This window comes from Spirosoma sp. SC4-14 (assembly GCF_037201965.1).
Taxonomy (GTDB): Bacteria; Bacteroidota; Bacteroidia; order Cytophagales; family Spirosomataceae; genus Spirosoma.
The window spans coordinates 4,100,384-4,119,731 of the sequence record NZ_CP147518.1; the positions used below are offsets into that span (position 1 = coordinate 4,100,384).

Annotated in this window: 16 protein-coding genes; 9 read left to right on the forward strand and 7 right to left on the reverse strand. The window is 48.4% G+C overall.

The features are described from left to right. Window positions 1-99: 99 nt before the first annotated feature. Window positions 100-1,497, reverse strand: a complete 1,398-nt coding sequence (locus WBJ53_RS16815; protein WP_338868167.1) for an ATP-binding protein — start codon at window positions 1,495-1,497, stop codon at window positions 100-102. A gap of 313 nt (window positions 1,498-1,810) precedes the next feature. Here WBJ53_RS16815 and WBJ53_RS16820 point away from each other — a divergent pair, with 313 nt between their 5' ends. Next, window positions 1,811-2,731, forward strand: coding sequence for a ChaN family lipoprotein (locus WBJ53_RS16820; protein WP_338868169.1), 921 nt, complete (start codon window positions 1,811-1,813; stop codon window positions 2,729-2,731). A gap of 47 nt (window positions 2,732-2,778) precedes the next feature. Here WBJ53_RS16820 and WBJ53_RS16825 read toward each other — a convergent pair whose 3' ends face one another. After that, window positions 2,779-3,864 (reverse strand): hypothetical protein, encoded by a 1,086-nt coding sequence (locus WBJ53_RS16825; protein WP_338868171.1) that lies wholly within the window; start codon window positions 3,862-3,864, stop codon window positions 2,779-2,781. A gap of 141 nt (window positions 3,865-4,005) precedes the next feature. Between WBJ53_RS16825 and WBJ53_RS16830 the strand changes: the two genes are divergently transcribed. The 5 genes from WBJ53_RS16830 to WBJ53_RS16850 all read left to right on the forward strand — a co-directional run bounded on the left by WBJ53_RS16830 (window position 4,006) and on the right by WBJ53_RS16850 (window position 8,593). After that, on the forward strand, window positions 4,006-5,232 hold the full coding sequence (locus WBJ53_RS16830; protein ID WP_338868173.1) for a putative sugar nucleotidyl transferase: 1,227 nt from the start codon (window positions 4,006-4,008) through the stop codon (window positions 5,230-5,232). Window positions 5,233-5,277: 45 nt separating this feature from the next. Further along, the gene (locus tag WBJ53_RS16835) at window positions 5,278-6,405 is read left to right on the forward strand and encodes a DNA polymerase III subunit delta (protein ID WP_338868175.1); all 1,128 of its coding nucleotides are present in this window, start codon (window positions 5,278-5,280) and stop codon (window positions 6,403-6,405) included. An 85-nt stretch (window positions 6,406-6,490) separates the two neighbouring features. Beyond that, window positions 6,491-6,991 (forward strand): RimK/LysX family protein, encoded by a 501-nt coding sequence (locus WBJ53_RS16840; protein ID WP_338868177.1) that lies wholly within the window; start codon window positions 6,491-6,493, stop codon window positions 6,989-6,991. Between the two features lie 66 nt (window positions 6,992-7,057). Next, complete coding sequence (gene rimK, locus WBJ53_RS16845; protein ID WP_338868179.1) at window positions 7,058-7,966, forward strand: 30S ribosomal protein S6--L-glutamate ligase; 909 nt, start codon at window positions 7,058-7,060, stop codon at window positions 7,964-7,966. A gap of 72 nt (window positions 7,967-8,038) precedes the next feature. Beyond that, window positions 8,039-8,593, forward strand: coding sequence for a hypothetical protein (locus tag WBJ53_RS16850; RefSeq protein WP_338868181.1), 555 nt, complete (start codon window positions 8,039-8,041; stop codon window positions 8,591-8,593). 29 nt (window positions 8,594-8,622) lie between these two features. Here WBJ53_RS16850 and WBJ53_RS16855 read toward each other — a convergent pair whose 3' ends face one another. Beyond that, window positions 8,623-9,240: a response regulator transcription factor gene (locus WBJ53_RS16855; protein ID WP_338868183.1), complete on the reverse strand. Its 618-nt coding sequence runs from the start codon at window positions 9,238-9,240 to the stop codon at window positions 8,623-8,625. A gap of 80 nt (window positions 9,241-9,320) precedes the next feature. Further along, window positions 9,321-11,618 carry an ATP-binding protein gene (locus WBJ53_RS16860; protein WP_338868185.1) on the reverse strand — a complete coding sequence of 766 codons (2,298 nt, stop codon included), beginning with the start codon at window positions 11,616-11,618 and terminating at the stop codon, window positions 9,321-9,323. Window positions 11,619-11,881: 263 nt separating this feature from the next. Here WBJ53_RS16860 and WBJ53_RS16865 point away from each other — a divergent pair, with 263 nt between their 5' ends. Further along, window positions 11,882-12,793 (forward strand): TIGR01777 family oxidoreductase, encoded by a 912-nt coding sequence (locus WBJ53_RS16865; protein ID WP_338868187.1) that lies wholly within the window; start codon window positions 11,882-11,884, stop codon window positions 12,791-12,793. Window positions 12,794-12,860: 67 nt separating this feature from the next. Here WBJ53_RS16865 and WBJ53_RS16870 read toward each other — a convergent pair whose 3' ends face one another. Then, the gene (locus WBJ53_RS16870) at window positions 12,861-14,285 is read right to left on the reverse strand and encodes a mandelate racemase/muconate lactonizing enzyme family protein (protein WP_338868189.1); all 1,425 of its coding nucleotides are present in this window, start codon (window positions 14,283-14,285) and stop codon (window positions 12,861-12,863) included. Between the two features lie 246 nt (window positions 14,286-14,531). On the opposite strand from WBJ53_RS16870, the gene WBJ53_RS16875 reads away from it, so the two are divergent. Together WBJ53_RS16875 and WBJ53_RS16880 are read left to right on the forward strand one after the other, a co-directional pair. Next, on the forward strand, window positions 14,532-15,464 hold the full coding sequence (locus WBJ53_RS16875; RefSeq protein ID WP_338868191.1) for an RraA family protein: 933 nt from the start codon (window positions 14,532-14,534) through the stop codon (window positions 15,462-15,464). Window positions 15,465-15,535: 71 nt separating this feature from the next. Continuing rightward, window positions 15,536-16,468, forward strand: coding sequence for an RraA family protein (locus WBJ53_RS16880; protein WP_338868193.1), 933 nt, complete (start codon window positions 15,536-15,538; stop codon window positions 16,466-16,468). Between the two features lie 85 nt (window positions 16,469-16,553). Here WBJ53_RS16880 and WBJ53_RS16885 read toward each other — a convergent pair whose 3' ends face one another. Both WBJ53_RS16885 and WBJ53_RS16890 read right to left on the reverse strand, forming a co-directional pair. Continuing rightward, the gene (locus tag WBJ53_RS16885; protein WP_338868195.1) at window positions 16,554-17,525 is read right to left on the reverse strand and encodes a DUF4886 domain-containing protein; all 972 of its coding nucleotides are present in this window, start codon (window positions 17,523-17,525) and stop codon (window positions 16,554-16,556) included. A 189-nt stretch (window positions 17,526-17,714) separates the two neighbouring features. Then, window positions 17,715-19,253, reverse strand: coding sequence for an arylsulfatase (locus WBJ53_RS16890; protein WP_338868197.1), 1,539 nt, complete (start codon window positions 19,251-19,253; stop codon window positions 17,715-17,717). Between the last annotated feature and the right edge of the window lie 95 nt (window positions 19,254-19,348).

Here is a 19,348-nt window from a genome sequence, read left to right on the forward strand (position 1 = left end):
AGGTTTATATTGTGCGAATTAGCGATTGAGTAATTGAGTGAATCAGCAAATGAGTCATCGCTTTTACAATTCACTCAATCGCTAATTCACTCATTAAATTTATTGAACGGGAAGGCAAATGCTGAATTCGGTGTGGCCCGGTTCGGACTGCACTTTTATAGAACCGTTATGGTGCTTCACAATTCCCTGCACAATATCGAGCCCGAGTCCAGTGCCCTTCCCGATTTCTTTGGTCGTAAAAAAGGGTTCAAATATTTTATCGCGAATGTCGGCCGGAATACCCGATCCATTATCAACCACCTTTGTCAGTACGAACTCGGTTCCATCAGATCGCCGGTCGGGTTCACTCGAAATCTGCAGTTTTCCACCATCGGGCAGTGCATCGATGGCATTGTCGATGAGGTTGGTCCATACCTGATTCAGCTCACCCGGCCAGCCACAAACCGTTGGCAGATCGTCGGCCAGGTTGAGGGAGATGGCAATGTGTTTACTTTTTACTTTGTGTTCCAGCAGGGTTAAGGTACTGCGGATGCCTTCGGCCAGATGAATCTGCTCTTTGCCAGCCCCACGGTCCATATGAGTGTAGTTTTTGATCGAATTGATCAGTGTCGAAATCCGTTTGGATGCCTCGCTGATCTCCCGAACCAGCTTTTCGGTTACCAGATTATTTACAATCCAGTTAACAACGCCCCCCAGATTTTCATCGCCGATCTTTTCCAGCAACCAGTCCAGCTCATCGACCATAACGTTAAACTCAACTAACGGGCCCGCCAGGTCCATGCTATCGTCAATGCCATGATCATCGAGCCAATCGGTTAGTTCATCTTCCCGGCTGCTACGCTCCAGCAACGACAACGCTGGTTGAGGCACATCAATTTTTCTAAAAAATACGGCACCTACCGTATCGACCTGTTCATCGTTCAGATGGAGGTTCATAACCGTTTTGAAGGCTTCGGGAGTTGCCCGCAAATGCGATTTCAACGTATCGGCCGAGCGAACAACAGCCGCTACCGGATTATTCAGCTCATGGGCCAAACCAGCCGAAAGGCGCCCTAACGACGCCATTTTCTCGGTTTGCTGGCTGAGTACCGTAAAATCTTTGATGCGCGTAATCATCCGTTGCACGCAAACAGCCGTTAGCTCATACTGGCTTTGCGATAACTCCCGCAAATAATCGCGGTGAAGCAGCAAAACACGGGAAGGCTTTATGGACACAATTCGCCCCGGCGTTGTTTTCATACGGGAGTAGGGCAGCAAACCCAGCACCGAACACGGGTCATAAATTAGCTCCTCGCCTTCTTTCCCTTTCGTAACACTATCGATTCGGATACGCCCGTCAATCAGTACAATCATGTGGTCGACGGTATCGCCCTGGCTATAGATGGTATATTCGTCTGGATAAGTCTTCTCATCTGCCTTATCGATTAACCATTGTAGCTGTTCGTCGGGAACAGAATCGAAAAGGGAAAAATCACGTAACGTTTCAAAAAGAGTCATGTATAAGGGCAGGTAACGTTGCTGGTCAGGGGTCATCAGTCATTGGGATCATAGCCTATGCATGACTAATGCCCCGTGACCAATAACCCAGTTAATGGTTATACGCAGGCGTAACCAAATGTTTGGTCAATTAGTTACACGAAGTTCTCAGAAGCTTGTATACGGTAGGCGAGCTATAAAATTACACGATATTTAGCTTTCGCCATCCATTGATTATCTCCTAAAACGAACAAATAAATCGAATAATCCTTTACCTTAACTGTTTGGGCTTTACTTTTAGGTATTTACTTTAATACACGTCTTTTCCTTCGTTATGCGTTTCGCTCTGCTTCTGCTCTGCCTGTTTGCCTTTGCTTTTCGCCCCGACAAGCCTGCCTACCGGCTATATGGGTCCAAACTTAAAGCCACTACCTATGCAAAACTGCTCCACGATGCCGCAGAAGCCGATGTTGTTCTCTTTGGCGAACTTCATAACAATCCAATCTGTCACTGGCTTGAGCTACAATTAACTAAAGATCTGGAAGCAGCTAAAAAAGGATCGCTGGTGCTGGGGGCCGAAATGTTTGAAACCGACAACCAAACGGCTCTGACCAATTTTATTGACGGTCGAACTACCGATAAAGAACTGGCAGCACAGGCCCGGCTATGGCCCAATTTCGATACAGATTACAAACCGATTGCCAATTTTGCCCGCGAGCATAAAATACCATTTATCGCCACCAATATTCCGCGTCGATATGCCAGCCTCGTTGCCCGAAACGGATTGACGGCTCTCGATACGCTACCCTCCGAAGCCAAACGCCAGATTGCCCCGCTCCCACTGGTCGTTGACCTGACTCTGCCCGGCTATAAAGCAATGCTCGACATGATGGGATCGGGAAGCGGCCACGACAGTAAATCCGCGCAGAACAATCCGCATGGCAGTAACAACGATAGTGCCGCCAACTTTGCCAGGGCACAGGCCATTAAAGATGCCACTATGGCTTATTTTATTCGCCAGAACCTAAACCCTGGGCAAACTCTATTGCATTTCAACGGCGACTATCATTCAAAAAACTTCGAGGGTATCGTCTGGTATTTGCGTCAGCAGCAACCCGGCAATCCATCCCGGCCGCTCACGATTCTAACGATCTCGTCGGTCGAAATCCCTGACCCCGATCATCCATCGGCCGACAATCAGAATCTGGCCGACTTTGTTCTGGCCATTCCCAGCGATATGACCAAGACTTATTAAAAGTATGGAAGAGTAAAGAGTAAAGAATAGTTTTGACAGATGCGAAGCTATTCTTCACTTTTCACTCTACATTCTTCACTCTTCAGTAACTGACCGTATTCTGCTACCAGCGCCCAGCAGTGAGCTTCGCATTGCCAGCGCATATGAACGAGCGGTTTATCGGCAAATTGGCGAAGAACAGGGTGTTCGTAGGCCGTTAATAAGCCTGCAATGAAAAAGTGGAACGTGCTAAAATCCTGTTCAATGTTGTCAATGTCGATTGCTGGCATTGGCGCTCCTAACCAACCCAGGGCGGTAGCCAGCAGAATCTGCTCAACCCGGTTAGAAATCGTTGCAATCAAGTCGCGGGCATCTGCGAGCAATATGGCTTTTATCGGCTCTAAGGCTTCGATTTGAAACCGACTCATCAGCCGGGCCAGGTGATAAACAATCAGCGATGGACGGGCATAATGAGGTGCACACCGAAAAGGTTCACGTCTATACTGTCCGGATTCAACAATTGATCGCAGATAAAAGAGGGAATCGGTATCGTGCTGATTATGGGGCAAATTGTAGGTAAAGATGCAGTAGAGGATGTTGCTCAGCGCACAGGCATCGAAATCGACACCCATATGTTTACCAAACCAGGTCGAATAGGCCGTCAGGTGTCGATAGGCTGGAAACGTGTTTCGAATGCGCTGCCGCTGACTGCCGTTGGCATGTTGGGCCAGTTTCGTTTTTAGCCAGAGGAGAACGTCGGCCGATGGATTGGTTGTCAGATAAACCATTGCCGTATCGTCGATGTCATCGGGAATCCGAAAATGTTCGAAATGACGAAAGATATAGCCATTCGGGAAATGGCGGGAAGGCCGGGTTGGCCAGAAGTTATAGGTATCCAAACCGTCTTTGTTCCGAAACAGCGAATAAGCCGCTCTGGCCCGCTCTGTGATCTGGTCGATTCGTTGCCGACTTACCGGCGACACCTCATGTCGCAACGATTGCAGGGTAAAAACAGTAATGGCCGTAAAAAAAACATTGGTATCCGCGCGACGATAAAAAATAAGCGGGTTGCTGCGAAACGAAGGAAAAAGCCCCGTTTCTTCCTGCAAACTGGCAATCCGCAGAATAATATCATCTAAATTCAGTGCTGTCATACGATCAACAAATGTACTGTTTCCTGCTTCACTAGAGCCATTACTCATCATTTGAAGCAGATTTAACGGAAAAGCCAACGACCAGTCGTTCTCTTTTTCAAATTAAGGTTGAATATTTGCGCCCGCAATTGCTCTAAACGCATGCCCAATCTGATTTTATTCGACGACCCGGCAATTAGGCCAGCGCTTCTACCCTTTACGTTTACGCGTCCTGTGGCCGGAATTCGCATTGGCATTCAAACGCTTGCCCAAAAATGGGCAGCCGCGTTAAGCCTGGTTCCATCGTTTTTAACAGAGTCTTATTTACAGATCAAATTTCCGCAAAACGCGGGCGACGATAACCTCTACGTCAATGGTGCCGTGTGCCCAACCGACGCCTTGCAGCATTCGATTGCCAGCCTGGCAATTGACGAAGGACTCATTACGGCTGATGGCCTGGTTTTAGCCGTCAGAACAGATCAGCCACTCGACCGTTCACCGGCGGTTAATGATGCCTACACGTTCTATACTTTCGCCCAGCCACTGACCATCATCAGTAACCTGTGGTCTATTTTCGTGGAAAATGGTGATCAGATCCGTTCTGATTTTGCCCGCCTTACGGCCGGGCGGCAGTCGGCACCTATTACAGATCCATTTACCCGCTGTTATGCCTCCGAAAATATCTTTGTTGAAGACGGCGCTACCATTCGGGCTTCTGTCTTAAACGCAGAAGGTGGCCCTATTTACATTGGCCGAAATGCTACTATCAGTGAAGGATCGGTAGTGATTGGCCCGTTTTCTCTCGGCGAAGGATCGACCGTAAATTGGGGAGGCAAGATGCGGAGCAACACCACAATTGGGCCCTACTGCAAAGTTGGTGGCGAAGTTGGCAACTCCGTTTTTTTTGGTTATAGCAACAAAGCACACGACGGTTTTCTGGGAAATTCGGTCATCGGCGAATGGTGTAATCTGGGTGCCAACGTCAACAACTCGAATCTAAAAAACGACTATAGCAACGTTAGGCTCTACTCCTATGCTGCCGGTAAACTCCAGGATACGGGTCGGATTTTCTGCGGGCTGATGATGGGCGACTTCACCAAAGCCGGCATCAGCACCATGTTCAACACCGGAACGGTCGTCGGTGTCAGTGTCAACGTATTTGGCAGCGGTTTCCAGCCCAAATTCATCCCATCGTTTTCGTGGGGAGGAGCAATCGATGGGTTTGCTACCTACCGACTCGACAAAGCCCTGTATGTAGCTTCGGAAGCACTCAAACGGCGCGATATGGATCTGAATGACCAGGAGGAAGCAATTTTGCGGGAAATTTTCAATATTGAACGAAGACCCACCCCCGACAATCATCCGTTTAGTTCACTAAATGACTTGTAGTGCCCCAACCCTAGCTATTTGTTCTTAGCGTCTGTTTCTCCAGTTATGCTCTTTAACGAAATCGTTGGCCATACAGAAACCAAGCAGTTATTGCTCCAGGCGGTTCAAACCAACCACCTGGCTCATGCCTTGCTCTTCGACGGCGGAGTGGGCAGTGCGAATCTGGCACTGGCACTGGCACTGGCTCAGTATGTCAACTGCGAAGACAAACAGGAACAGGATGCCTGTGGCCGATGCGCTTCGTGCATAAAAATTCAGAAACTCGTTCATCCCGATCTGCACATGGTTTTTCCGGTGGCCAATATGGCCAAAGGGAAAACGTCGGAAGCCTACCTTGCCGACTGGCGTAAATTTCTGATCGATCAGCCATATCGCACACTGTCGGAATGGCTGGAAACAGTTGGTGCCGACAATAAACAGGGAAATATCTCGGCCGAAGAAGCGCGCAGTATTTTGCAGAAGCTCTCGCTTAAATCGTATGAAGGAGCTTATAAGATCATGCTCATCTGGCTACCGGAGCTCATGAACGTGACCTCTGCCAATGCGCTGCTAAAAGTACTGGAAGAACCACCAGCTCAAACGCTGTTTCTGCTGGTGACCAATCAGTCCGATAAACTGCTGATTACGATTCTGTCGCGTACGCAGCGCATAGCCGTTCGGGCTTTCACCGACGAAGAAGTGGCCACTCACCTGCGGCAATACAGTAATCTGGATGAAACAACGGCCCGGCGCATTGCCTATCTGGCTGATGGTAACCTATCGGTAGCGCTGCAACTGAACCGTAGCGAAACCGGACAAGGAGCCGAAACAGATCGCCACAACTGGTTTGCCGAATGGATGCGTACCTGCTATCGGCAAGATTTAATCTCCCTGGTAAAACAGGCCGACCAGTTTGATGGTTTCAGCAAAGACAAGCAAAAAGGATTACTTGAATACAGTATCCGATTATACCGCGATTTGTTTCTGTGGCAACAAGGGGCTGGTGCGCTCCTCCGTTTGCCCGATGATGAAATGGCGTTCGTAAAAAATTTCTCTAAAGTTCTGACTAGTACCCATATTGAGCGGATTGTAAACGACTTAAATGAAGCGGCTTATCATCTCGAACGAAATGCCCGCGCCAAAATGATTATGCTGGACATATCACTCACCTTTAGTCGGTTAATACGGTCGTAGGCATATGGTTTATGGTTTATGGATGCGCTGCCAATTTGCCTGTTCCTCCTAATACAGTGCCCTAAAAACTATAACCCCACCCCTTATGAAACCCCGCCCGTCGAAACCAAAGACGCCCAGGCCCTTACAGACAATTGGCATGACTGACCTTGTCGATTTTCCGGATTTGGCGCTCACCGACGTGCAGGTAAAAGTTGATACAGGAGCCTATACATCGTCTTTGCATTGCAAAGATGTGCGTTTGGTAAAGTCAGGATCGAAAACTAAATTAAGCTTCTGGCTGTTAGGCAAAACCGATGAGTCGACCCGCCGGTTTTATACTGATGAATTCAGCCAGCGAATGATCCGCAATTCATTTGGTGTAGCTGAAAAACGATACGTTATCAAGACCCGAATCATATTGTTTGGGCGAATTATCCGAACAGAATTTACGCTTGCAGACCGCGAAAACCTTAAAAACCCGGTTCTAATTGGCCGCAAACTACTTCGCAACCGTTTCGTTGTCGACGTCGCGCAGAAAAATCTCTCCTATCAAGCTAAACTCAACAGTCGTCGGCCAGTTGCCGAAACGGTTGCCGCTCGCTAAGAAACCAGCAGGTTTTCAGCACCTAATCAACTCAGCAAAAAAACCAACCCAAAAGACTACGTTCCCATGCGTATTGCCATTTTATCGGCTAATCCGAATCTATATTCGACCCAACGACTTCTTGAAGCCGCCTGCGAGCGTGGCCATGAGGGTGTTGTGGTTAACCATCTGAACTGTCAGGTCATGATTGAAGGGGGCAAGCCCTCGGTTCTCTACGAAGGGCACGAACTCGATCCATTCGATGCGATTGTACCCCGAATTGGCGCATCCGTAACGGATTACGGTTGTGCCATTGTCCGACAATTTGAGATGATGAAGGTCTTTACAACTGCCAAGTCGCAGGCCATAAGCCGCTCCCGAAATAAACTCCGCAGTTTGCAGGTTCTTTCCAAAGCCGGGGTTGGCTTGCCTAAAACCGTTTTTGCCAACCATCCGAAAAACGGCAACGTTACCCAACTCATCGAACTCGTTGGCGGTCCGCCGGTAGTAATAAAACTGCTCGAAGGCACACAGGGCATTGGTGTTGTGCTGGCCGAAACTACTAAAGCGGCCAAATCAACGATCGAAGCATTCTATGGGTTGAAGAAACATGTGTTAGTGCAGGAGTTCGTTGCCGAAGCCAAAGGCTCCGACATACGGGCACTGGTGGTGGGAGGCCGAGTGGTGGGCGCCATGAAACGGCAGGGGCTGGAGGGCGAATTCCGGTCTAATATTCACCGGGGGGGCAATGCCGTTGCCATACAGCTCACTCCCGATGAAGAGCAAACAGCCATCGAAGCAGCCCGCGCCCTTGGGCTGAAAGTAGCCGGTGTCGATATGCTCCCCTCCGACCGGGGGCCGCTGGTTTTGGAAGTAAACTCGTCGCCAGGGCTGGAAGGCATCGAAAAAGCCACTGGCGTTGATGTTGCCGCAGAAATCATTACCTATATCGAAGAAAAAATCCGCGCCGACGAAGGCGATATGGTGGGGGTTTGACAATGATGAATTATAAATGATGAATTAATTTAGCTGCAGGAAACTGCATTCATCATTTATAATTCGTCATTCGTGCCAGCTCTTGACCCCGATTTAAAGAAAGCCATTATCCGTATGCCGGGTGTGGAGAAAGATAAGTTACTCCTGCGGCTGATCGCTAAAGACACTGTCCTGACCGAGCGGCTCCAGTTTGAACTCGTTGAACACAGTGCCACGCTCGACGATCGGCGGGATATAATCCGTCAGTTTATTAGCCGAACGGCAAAGCTTCATCAGGACTCGGCGGGCTGGGTCATGATGGATATGCGTACGGTAAGTGGCTACATCAGCCGCCATCTAAAGGTTACAAAAGACAAATATGGCGAAGTTGAACTGATGCTGTATATGCTCAATACCTTTTATGAGCACAACGCCCATTTACTTCAGAAATACAATTCCCGCACCGACAAAGCAGCCGAATACATCGCCAAACGAACAGAGCAGGTACTGAAAAAAGTGGAAAAGCTCGACCCGGATTATCACATCGAGTTTGCCGACGATATCAATAAACTTCTTACCTGGGTACATTATGCAGCACCAGCCCATTATGCCCGCCAGTTGGGACTGCCGAAGGAGTGGGAGGTTTGACATCACAATTTTTTCTAGTAGATTTTTAGCTATATCAGGCCCTGTTCACGAGCAAAATTAGCCAGGCCAACGGGCGTATCGATGCCGAGTTTGCGGGCAATGTTCCGACGATGCGCATTGACCGTAAACTCACTCACACACAGCAAATCGGCAATTTGCCGGGTTGTTCGTCCGCCAACAATCTGCTGAATAATTTCGATCTCGCGCTTCGTTAACTGATGTTTTTGCATGAACGTATCGATTGGCGAAGCTGCCGAAGAAGTTGGTAAATACGAAAACCAGGGCTTCCCTTCCCACACCTGCCGAACAGCCGCTTTGAGTGTAGGAGCATCGGTTGTTTTCAGCAGATACCCCATTGCGCCCAATGCCTGTACCTCTCGCATATGCTGCGGCTGGTTGTAGCTCGTAAAAACAATAACTTTTACCGATGGAAAATCACGACGAATTTGTTTGAGCGCTGTCAGACCGTCGGTTTTAGGCATATTCAGATCCAGCAATACCATATCGACCGGGTGCCGATACAACACATCAAGCAACTGATGCCCATTATTCACGGACGGCAGCAGCTCCACATCGGGCAGGTCGGACAGCACATTACGCAGTCCGTCGAGCAACAGGGGGTGATCATCGGCGAGTAGAAGTCTCATAGGGTCTGTTCCAAACGCAGGGTCGTCAACGCTTGCCAAACAAAGTTCCGGTACAGGCCCGTTGCCTGAAATAGTTACTGTTAACTAATTGACTGGCTTTGGTTTTCCGGAAAACTACCCGAATCCATAGCTTCAGGCATCTCAAGGTTATCGATCACAACCAGCGTGCCACCTTCTGCTTTACGCTGAACGTCCAGTTGCCCATTTCGCAAAGCTACTTTAGCCCGTATCATTTGTAAACCGTGTCCATCGTTCGCAGCGTCGGCTCCGATTCCCAGGCCATTATCATCAACCATAATTGTTACATGACGATCGTGCTCAATAATTTCAACCGTAGCTTCGGTGGCCTGAGCGTGCCGAAGTATGTTTTGCACTAATTCCTGAACAATCCGGTAAAGATCGCTCAGAAATGGTAGTGGTAGGGCTTTTTCAAACCCAACCACAATAGTAGTAAGCCTTACTTTATCAGACATATTGACGCTTATGGCCAGATCGTCAATAGCCATTCGAAAACCAAGCTGCTCAATAAGCAAAGGAGTCAGTCGATGGCTTATGCCGCGCACAGTACTGCTCACCGACTCCAGCATGTATTGCGCCTTATTCAATTTTGGCACAACCGACATTTCAGGGCTTACCGATTCCAGCGCCGACGATACGTTGAGGGTAGCAACCGCCAGCAATGGGTTTACCTCATTATGAAGCTGATCGGCAATCGATCGACGTTCGTTTTCTTCGGCTTCCATTACCCGTTGCATCAGTTCAATCTGCCGTTGCTGCTCAAGCTGTTCGAGTTTGCTTTGATGCAGGGCTTCACGCTGGCGAGCCCGTACCTGACGATTACGTACGTATAATGTCAGTAGTCCAATAATCAGCAAGGCCAACCCAATAATGACGCCATAAAATAATCGCTCCCGTTGCAGTTGTTTCTCACGGGTCTCTTTTTCATTATTTAATCGTTGAATCTGCTGTTCTTTATCGCTGATCCGGACACGAGCCAGGATCTGCTGTACAGCACGATATTGGTTTAAGCTAGTCAGCGAATCCCGAATGGCATAATATGTGTCCAGGGCATTTCCATACTGACCATAATTTCCCTGAGCTTTATTCAAACTGGCTAAAGACTGGTAGTAATATAAACCAATTGCCGAATAACGATTGGTCGTTGCAGCCGTTGCTAACGCGTTAAGCATAGTCTGGGCTTTTTCATACTGACCCATTCGAACCAAAACACCAACATAAAAAAGTTCGGGAGGAATCCGGGAAAACGAAGCGGCTGTTGTTCCCTTTGTCAATGATTGTTTATAGTAATCGGCCGCTTTCGCTAATTGTCCATCCTGTTCAGCCAACAGCCCTGCTGCCAGAAAATAGCTCAAATACGGAATCTTACCTTCAGTTCCGCCAAACTGCCGCCGACTAGAGTCAAGAAAAGCACGTGCCTGTTTGCTGTTTCCCTGATACAGCCTAACAATTGCCATCTCTGCATTGAAGTAAGGAACCATCGGTGCTTTAGGATTTGGACGAACCAATGCATCATAAACCATATCGGCAAACTTACCCGCATTATCGTAGTCTGTCAGCAGCATATTCAACTGAGCCAGTTTAAACAACACAGTTGGGCGGGGACTCCTAAAATAGACCGTTGTTCGTTGGTAAAAACGAGGACTGTGAGCCAGTGTACTGTCCGTAGCTAAAGTCAGGAGACTATCAAAGGCCATTACCTGTTGTTGCAGATCTGTCAGGCAATAAGAAGCCCGACTATGTCGAGCCATAAACAAAGCGTTTTTATTTGAAAGGCCCGCTGCTAACCGTATTCCTTCATTAAAATCGGCACACATCGCTTCCTGTTGCCCCTCCCGACTACGAGAAGCCCCCCGAAAGGTTCGTAATAACGATAGTGTTTCCCGGTCATTAACGCTCCGCGCAACCTGTTCGCCCAGCTCCAGATAATGAGACAACGAATCGGGTTTACCCCAATCAAAATAAAGCTGAACCGTGTAGGTAAGCGCCTGGCAATAGAGTAGTGGTATTGTTTTTGCATTCAGACGAGCCCGCCTGAATATTGGTTCGGCCTCATCATAATGATTCAGCGATTCGTAGCCTTTTCCCCAATTAATCAGCAACACATGCATCCAGCGCCGATTTCCTGTTTTCTGAACTCGGCGCTGGTATTTTTCCAGCCACTCATAAGCCAATGGTAAATTCGTTTGTCCTACGTCCTGAATCAGATCGCAGGTTTCACGAAATGTTGTTTCAGTCAGTGATTGGCGCTGAAGTTGTGCCCAGGCCACCTTCGCTTCTGCATCTGTATAGGTACGCGCCCAGGCGCCGACACCGAGCAGCCAACATACTCCTATCCCAATCAACAGCCAGCCTTTCATCGTTTAGTCGATACAGATCCATACATAATCTACAGGCACTGACGCATTTATGAAGAATCACAAAAGTAGAGCGGAAACGGTCTCCACAAAACGGAATTATTTATCGGTATTGAGCATTTAGACCGAAGGTTGGGGTAGCTATCTATAAAATAGTTCAGTTATACACAACAGAGTCACAGGTAGTTACTTACTCCGTAAGCAAAAATCCAAAACCTCCCCGCAGCACAACAGGTTATAGGGTGTAAAACTCCATTCTCCCACCAATGAGTCAAACTATTCTAATTACGGGAGGCACCGGCACTATTGGCCGTCGGCTAACCCAATTACTTTTGCAACAGGGTTTTCGGGTAACCTTACTTAGCCGCGAAACGAACCCCATTCCCGGTGTAACCGTATATCAGTGGGACATAAAGAAAGGCCATATTGACCCCAAAGCCATTCAAACGGCCGATCATATCATCCACCTCGCGGGTGCCGGTATTGCCGACGAACGATGGAGCGATAGCCGTAAAGAGATCATTCTCAACAGCCGTACCCACTCTACCGAATTATTGGCCCAGGCATTAGCCCACAACCCACATAAAATTAAGTCGTTTGTTGCTTCGTCGGCGATTGGGTACTATGGTGGCGATACGGGCGACAGGCCCCTGAACGAAACCAGTGAGGGTGGCTCTGATTTTTTGGCGCAGGTTGTGCGAGCCTGGGAACGATCTGAAGATAAAGTTGCTGCACTCGGTATACGAACCGTTAAGCTTCGGACAGGGGTAGTGCTAACGATGGATGGAGGTGCCTTGCCTAAACTGGCACAACCTGTCCGATTGGGAGCCGGAGCCCCCATTGGGTCAGGACAGCAATATATTTCCTGGATTCATATCGACGACCTGTGTCGAATGTACTGTCAGGCACTCATCGACGAATCGTGGCAGGGAGTTTATAATGCAGTGGCCCCCACTCCTGTTACCAACGAAACCCTAACCAGAGCCATAGCCAAGATCTTGCATCGTCCGATGCTGTTGCCCAACATTCCGGCGTTTATAATCAGAATGATGTTTGGCGAACTGGCCATAACCGTTATCGGCGGTAATTATGTACTTAATAAGCGTATAGCCGATGAAACCCGTTTTCACTACAACTACAGCGACCTGACAACCGCCCTCGAAAATCTTTTACGATGAATGTTGAATTGTTGAATGATACAAAAAACCAGCATTCAACAATTCAATCATTCAATTTTTTCCCCCGCTAGCTCCATTCGCGATCGGCAGAGTCGCGGGTGTTCCACATGTCGGTGGGAGCAAACCAGGTTCCGCCTTTTTTGAGGTGTTTTTTAGCTGCTTCTTCATTAAGCTCTACACCTAAGCCTGGCTTTTCGGGAACACGAACAAAGCCTTTTTCAACAATTGGTTTGATGCCCGTTACCAGATCCTCCCAACCGGCAACGTCTACCCCATGATGTTCCAGCGCTACAAAGTTTTCGGTTGCAGCCGCACAGTGAACATTCGCCATCATGGAAATGGGTGAGCCCGCAAAGTGCATGGCCATTGGTATTCCATTCTCTTCGGCATAATCACCGATTTTTTTGGTTTCCAGCAAACCGCCGGAGGTCGCCAGATCGGGGTGAATCATATCGATAGCTTTGGCATCGATCAGCTTCATAAACCCTTCTTTCAGATAAATATCTTCGCCCGTCAGTGTAGGTGTGTCGATTGCATCCGAAATTTGTTTCCACTGATCGGTATAGAACCAGGGCACCAGATCTTCCAGCCAGGCCAGCCGGAATGGCTCCATTGCTTTACCGATCTGGATAGCCGTATTGACGTCGAAATGGCCAAAGTGATCGGCAGCCAGTGGCGTATCGTACCCCACAATTTCCCGTACTTTTCCGACGTGCTCGGCCAGCCGGTCAAGCCCTTTCTTCGTCACCTGAATTCGTGTAAACGGATGCTTGGTATTAGCGTAATTACCCAACTTTCCCGATTCCCGATCGTTCCATTGTTGCTTCACACTCCAGTTGTTTGCGTTGACAAGCATACCAGGCTGATCGGCCAGCATACCAATACCAAAATCCATTTTCAGGAAGGTGTAGCCCTGATCCCGACGTTTTTGCATGTTCTTGGCAAAATCTTCGTAGTTGTCGGCTTCGGGCGTATCGGCATAGAGCCGGATAAAATCGCGGTATTTGCCACCCAGCAACTGGTAGGCAGGAACATTATAGGCTTTACCGGCCAGATCCCAAAGTGCCATTTCAACGCCACAAACACCACCAGCGGCCCGGCTGTGCCCGCCAAACTGTTTAATCTGCTTAAATAGCTGCTCAACGTTGCAGGGGTTTTTGCCTAACAGCCGACTTTTCAGCATGAGTGCATAATTGGCACTGGCACCATCACGAACTTCGCCCCAACCAACAATTCCCTGATTGGTGTCGATCCGAATAATAGGACTGGAAAAGGGCACACCCGTCAGAATTGCCACACGCATGTCTGTTATTTTCAGCTCAGAAGGCTTCGAGTCCCGGCTCACTTTCTGGGTAATAAATTCCAGTTCCTGGTCTGGATGCTTATCGAAAAGCATACCAAGAGAAAGCCCGCCCAGCCCCGCTTTGCGCAGGAAATTACGACGATCAGAGGAATTCTCGGGTGGCGATAATTTAGATAAAAGGTTCTTCATGGTTAAGGTATTCTCTGGGTTTTCGAATAATCAACTATAAAATGCCCTAATGCCAGTATTTTACTTATTCAATCGTCTTTTTGTACAAATTATCCAAAAGTAAAAATCACAGTTTTGATGGTATAGCCGGGCTGTTCCGATTTCTCCCCTATCGCACCAATTCGAGCAGTAAACGGGCTGAACATCTCCGACATACCCTGAAAATTGGTTGTTCCTATTCCCATAACCACATTAACAACACAACAAATGATTAAGAAGAGCTTACTTGCGTTAGCCATTAGCCTTTTCGGTGTTTCGTCAGCCTTTGCCCAGCGCATCGGTTCGACTCCCGAATACGTAACCGCTCTGACTGCAAACTGGAAAGGCGAACGGTTCGCGGACGGGCGACCGAAAGTACCCGATATTGTGCTGGAACGCTTACAGAATTGCACATTGGAGCAAATCTGGGGTTATCTGGGCAATAAAGGCTATCGAAATCAGGTCGAAAAAAACTGGATCATACTAAAACCCGGCGAAACCATGACCGGACGTGTAGTAACCGCACAGTTTATGCCGACCCGACCCGATCTGGACAGTCTGGTGCGGGCGCAGGGAAAAGCCGAAGGACGGTCGCAGAAAGGGGGAATCAATATCTGGCCCATTGATATATTGACCAAAGGCGATATTTATGTAGCCGATGGCTACGGCAAGATTAAAGATGGCACCCTGATTGGCTCCAGTCTGGGCAACGCCATTTATGGCAAAACGGGCAAAGGAGTCATCTTCTACGGATCGGTTCGGGATATGCAGGAGTTGAAAGACACAAAAGGGTTCAATGCCTGGGTAAAAGGTCACGATCCGTCGTATATTAAAGATATGACCCCTACCTCAATCAATGCCCCCATCCGTATTGGCGAGGTAACGGTATTGCCCGGCGATGTTGTGTTTGCCAATGAATATGGTGTCGTTTTCATTCCGGCTCACCTGGTCGAAGGGTTGGTTTCGGCTTCTGAAATGACAGCCCTGCGCGACGAATTTGAGCGTGTACTCCTTCAGCAGAGCAAATACCCATCCGGCGAAATTCATGGCGACTGGTCCGACAAAATCAAGGATGAATTCAGAGCCTGGATTGCTAAATATCCTAAAAAACTCGCGATCACCTCAAAGGATATCGAAGCGTATCTGGCCAAAGGTCATTAATTCGGCCACCTGTGGGCGTACCATAAATTCGCTTATTTTTGGCTTTTGTCTTTCTGAAACCGAATTCCCTGATGAAATTTCCTATTCGCTGCTTACTGGTTCTTATTGTTTGTTGTTTCAGCACTGGCTTTTTGTTTGCCCAAACCATTCCTAAAGAGGAGTTGCTGTTTTTAACTTCGGAATGGAAAGGCGAACGATTTGCCGATGGACGGCCGAAAGTACCGGATAACTTACTGGAACGAGCTAAAAAAATTGGAATTGATGATGCCTGGACGGTGTTGAAAAACGAAGGCTATACCAACCAGTTTGAAGGCAACTGGAAGCTGATTAAAGACGATGTTCCGGTGGTTGGGCGGGCAGTAACGGCCATGTTTATGCCCAGCCGGCCCGATGTAGAAAAACATATTAAGGATCGGGGAATCAGCAAACAGGGGCGCAAGGGCAATACGAATGCCTGGCCAATAGAAACCCTCACCAAAGGCGATGTTTATGTAGCCGATGCTTATGGCAAAATCAATGGAGGTACACTGATGGGAGCAACCCTGGGCAACGCCATTTTCAGCAAAACCCGTAATGGTGTAGTATTTAACGGAGCCGCCCGCGATCTTCAGGAACTGCAAAACTTACAGGGATTCAACGCTTTTGTCCGCGATTTTCACCCTTCCTTTCTCGAAGAGATGGTGCTGATGGGCCTAAACACGCCAATTCGTATTGGTGGTGCCATGGTGCTGCCCGGCGATCTGGTAATAGCCCAGCGCGAAGGTGTTCTTTTCGTACCAGCCCATATGGCCGAACAGGTGATCACGACCTGTGAGTTTGTTGCCCGCAAAGATCAGTTTGGGTTCGAAATGGTGAAATCAGGTCGCTATACAACCGGCCAGATCGACAGCCAGTGGACCGACGACCTTAAAGCCGAGTTTCTGAAATGGCTTGGCCAGCATCCCGAATTAGGCACCATGACAAGAGCTGAATTAGATAAAGTTATGAGCAAACGAACCTGGTAAGCCCGCACCCCACAAGCAAAAGCGCAACCATTCAGAAAATCAGATGGTTGCGCTTTTATTTGTGGCCCAATCGGCCAGAATTCAGTTAGGGTGCAACCCAATGATAGGCGGCTGTCTTTTGCTCTTTTTTAACCGTTTTCCAGGCTGTTTTGCGCAGTTGTCGGGCAAACGCATCATTAACATCTTCTGGCCGGAAGGTTAGTTTCTGGGGTGATTCGCCAAACAGAAAGCTATACCAGACCAATCCGCCAAGATAACAGCCTGCATCATTGGCATGATGAGAGTCAAAGGCCAATTTATCATTGTTCCATCTGTACCCTACATGCAATGAGTGTGTTTGATCTGGCAACGAAGGAGGCTTTAGATGACTAAAATCAACATGATTGTCTTTATGATAACCCCAGCGCGAACTTGAATTTATTCGCCAGAAGGCATCTCCGTCCGGAATTATAGGAATTTGAAGCTCATTAGCGATCGTGTGATAGGCAGCTCTCGACTTCTCCCACATCTGGCGGGCATTTTTCGCCGAATCACCCGCTGCAATTCGGCTAAAATCGTTTGAGTCTGAGCGGTAGGCCCACGTCTGATGCAACACCACCTGGGCTTTCGGCTGAAGTTTTTTCACATAGTCATACAGCTTGCGGGCATAGGGCCGGTAGGTTTCTACATCGCCCGACAGAATGGACACCTGTTGAATAGTAATGATATCCCACTCCCCTTCCGACAAAAGCATTTTCAGTGATTTTCCACCGTAAGGTTTCCCTTTGGGGTCGTCAGGGTTTTGTTCTGCGGCTTCTACATGCTCCCAATGCCGTTGTAATGAACTGCCGCCAATTTCTGCCCGGCCAATCTGGAGTTCATGCCCACCCTCCCGACTCAACTGGGGCAGGTATTTCGACGCGTTTTGCGAGAAACTATTTCCAATCATAAATAGTCGTAAGGCAGGTTTCTGACTAGCGGTATTGGACGAAGCGGGTTGTGTAAAAGCGGGTAAGTATCCGCAAACAAACCAAAGAGAAAAGATAATTCGTAGGCTTACGCGACGGAGATAAATCATAGGGGCTACGCTGAAAAAAAGAACCTGAAGGCAGGCATAAACTGCACAGGCGATTAAAAATGATACGTTGAATTTAGAGGGTAGAGGCTATATCCAGACTAAGGTACTGAGTTTTCTCCCGGCCAATAGTTTGCCGGTGCCAGGCCCGAGAAACATCTTTCGTCAGAAATAACCGTGGATATGCCAGAATTAATGATCCCTGGTCAGTCTGGTTTTACTTTGTTTTATGGCGGTCAATAAGCGGGTTAGTTCGTTCACTTTTTCGGGATTCTGTACATACAAATTTTGGCTTTCGGCAGGATCTGTGGCCAGATTATACAATTGCCCAATGGGGTCGCCTACCTGAGGTTTAAGCTCTTTGGGTTCGGTGAAGCCGCCCGACCCAAGCCCTTCGATCAGTTTCCAGTCTCCTTTTCGGATAGCATAAAAACCAATCGACGAACTGTGTACAACGGCAGGCTGATTGGCTACCTGTTCTGTTTCCCCCAGCAATACGGGCAAAATACTATAGCTATCTTCCGGAGTATAGATACCGTTTGGGCTACCCAGAATATCCTTACAGGTAGCCATCAGATTAGCCAGCGTAGTTGTTGCGTTACTGACACTTCCCGCTTTCACTTTACCAGGCCAGCGAACAATCAGCGGAATGCGATGGCCTCCCTCAAAAGCGTCGCCTTTCATCCCCCGAAAGCCTCCGGCCGCTTTGTGGTTAAACTGTTTAACGAAGTTTTCGCGCCAGTAGGGGCCGTTGTCACTTGCAAACATAACGACGGTATTATCGGCCAGACCCGATGACTCAAGTGTTCGGAGTACTTCGCCAACAGCAGCGTCGACCTGTTGCACAAAATCGCCATATTCACCCGCCTTCGATTTTCCTGTATATTCTTTTTTGGGTACCCAGGGGGTATGCGGAGCAGCAAGGGGCAGATACAGAAAAAAAGGCTTATCGGCCTTTTGCTGTTTTAAAAAGGCGTTGGCTTTTTGTATAAATGTTGGCAATACGTCATAAAAATCGAACGAAGGAGCCATTTTTCCCTCGCGCCAGAACGGCCCCGTATAGCCCGACTCCAACTTATTGCCTTTGGTATAGGCAGTAGGCTGCTGGGTCAGTTTTTGGTTTTCGAGGTAGCAATAAGGCGGCATATCGAGCGATGCGGGCAGGATGTATGAATAGTCGAAACCAGCCGTAGCAGGCCCTTGTGCCGGGTTTTTCGAGAAGTCGATCAAAGCGGTATCCATCTCCGTTTTAATGCCATAGTTTTCAGTTGCCAGCAACTGCTCGTTTCCTCTCTTCAGAACCCAGTCCAACCCAAGGTGCCATTTGCCAATAACGGCCGTTCGATAGCCATTCTGTTTTAATAACGATGCCACCGTTGGACGGTCTCGTTCAATTAATGTACGGCTATACCCACGCAACACACCAACAGGTAGGCGACTTCGCCAGGGATACCGCCCGGTGAGCAGCGCATACCGTGTAGGCGTGCAAACCGATGATGGCGAATGAGCGTCTGTAAAACGCATCCCTTCAGCAGCTAGTTTGTCGATAGCTGGCGTTGAAATTTGTCCGCCGGGGTTATATACCGAAACATCACCATATCCCAAATCGTCGGCCAGAATATAAAGGATATTGGGCCGCTGTGCCTGTTCGGGTTTAGAAATAAAGCCAATGCCAGTTATGAGGCCAATAAACACAGCAACCGCGCCACCCAATTTAGTTAATCTGTCCATTGAATACTGGTTAAAGAAGCAATACTACAGACATTGAAACCAGAACCCTGTTCGGCAAAGGCCGTGCCACGGTGCGTCGTACGCTGGCACGGCCT

What these genes read in the sequence shown, in the direction of transcription:
- WBJ53_RS16815 (WP_338868167.1), bottom strand. Translation starts at nt 1,497, where the DNA reads ATGACTCTTTTTGAAACGTTACGTGATTTTTCCCTTTTCGATTCTGTT.
- WBJ53_RS16820 (WP_338868169.1), top strand. Translation starts at nt 1,811, where the DNA reads ATGCGTTTCGCTCTGCTTCTGCTCTGCCTGTTTGCCTTTGCTTTTCGC.
- WBJ53_RS16825 (WP_338868171.1), bottom strand. Translation starts at nt 3,864, where the DNA reads ATGACAGCACTGAATTTAGATGATATTATTCTGCGGATTGCCAGTTTG.
- WBJ53_RS16830 (WP_338868173.1), top strand. Translation starts at nt 4,006, where the DNA reads ATGCCCAATCTGATTTTATTCGACGACCCGGCAATTAGGCCAGCGCTT.
- WBJ53_RS16835 (WP_338868175.1), top strand. Translation starts at nt 5,278, where the DNA reads ATGCTCTTTAACGAAATCGTTGGCCATACAGAAACCAAGCAGTTATTG.
- WBJ53_RS16840 (WP_338868177.1), top strand. Translation starts at nt 6,491, where the DNA reads ATGAAACCCCGCCCGTCGAAACCAAAGACGCCCAGGCCCTTACAGACA.
- rimK (WP_338868179.1), top strand. Translation starts at nt 7,058, where the DNA reads ATGCGTATTGCCATTTTATCGGCTAATCCGAATCTATATTCGACCCAA.
- WBJ53_RS16855 (WP_338868183.1), bottom strand. Translation starts at nt 9,240, where the DNA reads ATGAGACTTCTACTCGCCGATGATCACCCCCTGTTGCTCGACGGACTG.
- WBJ53_RS16860 (WP_338868185.1), bottom strand. Translation starts at nt 11,618, where the DNA reads ATGAAAGGCTGGCTGTTGATTGGGATAGGAGTATGTTGGCTGCTCGGT.
- WBJ53_RS16865 (WP_338868187.1), top strand. Translation starts at nt 11,882, where the DNA reads ATGAGTCAAACTATTCTAATTACGGGAGGCACCGGCACTATTGGCCGT.
- WBJ53_RS16870 (WP_338868189.1), bottom strand. Translation starts at nt 14,285, where the DNA reads ATGAAGAACCTTTTATCTAAATTATCGCCACCCGAGAATTCCTCTGAT.
- WBJ53_RS16875 (WP_338868191.1), top strand. Translation starts at nt 14,532, where the DNA reads ATGATTAAGAAGAGCTTACTTGCGTTAGCCATTAGCCTTTTCGGTGTT.
- WBJ53_RS16880 (WP_338868193.1), top strand. Translation starts at nt 15,536, where the DNA reads ATGAAATTTCCTATTCGCTGCTTACTGGTTCTTATTGTTTGTTGTTTC.
- WBJ53_RS16885 (WP_338868195.1), bottom strand. Translation starts at nt 17,525, where the DNA reads ATGATTTATCTCCGTCGCGTAAGCCTACGAATTATCTTTTCTCTTTGG.
- WBJ53_RS16890 (WP_338868197.1), bottom strand. Translation starts at nt 19,253, where the DNA reads ATGGACAGATTAACTAAATTGGGTGGCGCGGTTGCTGTGTTTATTGGC.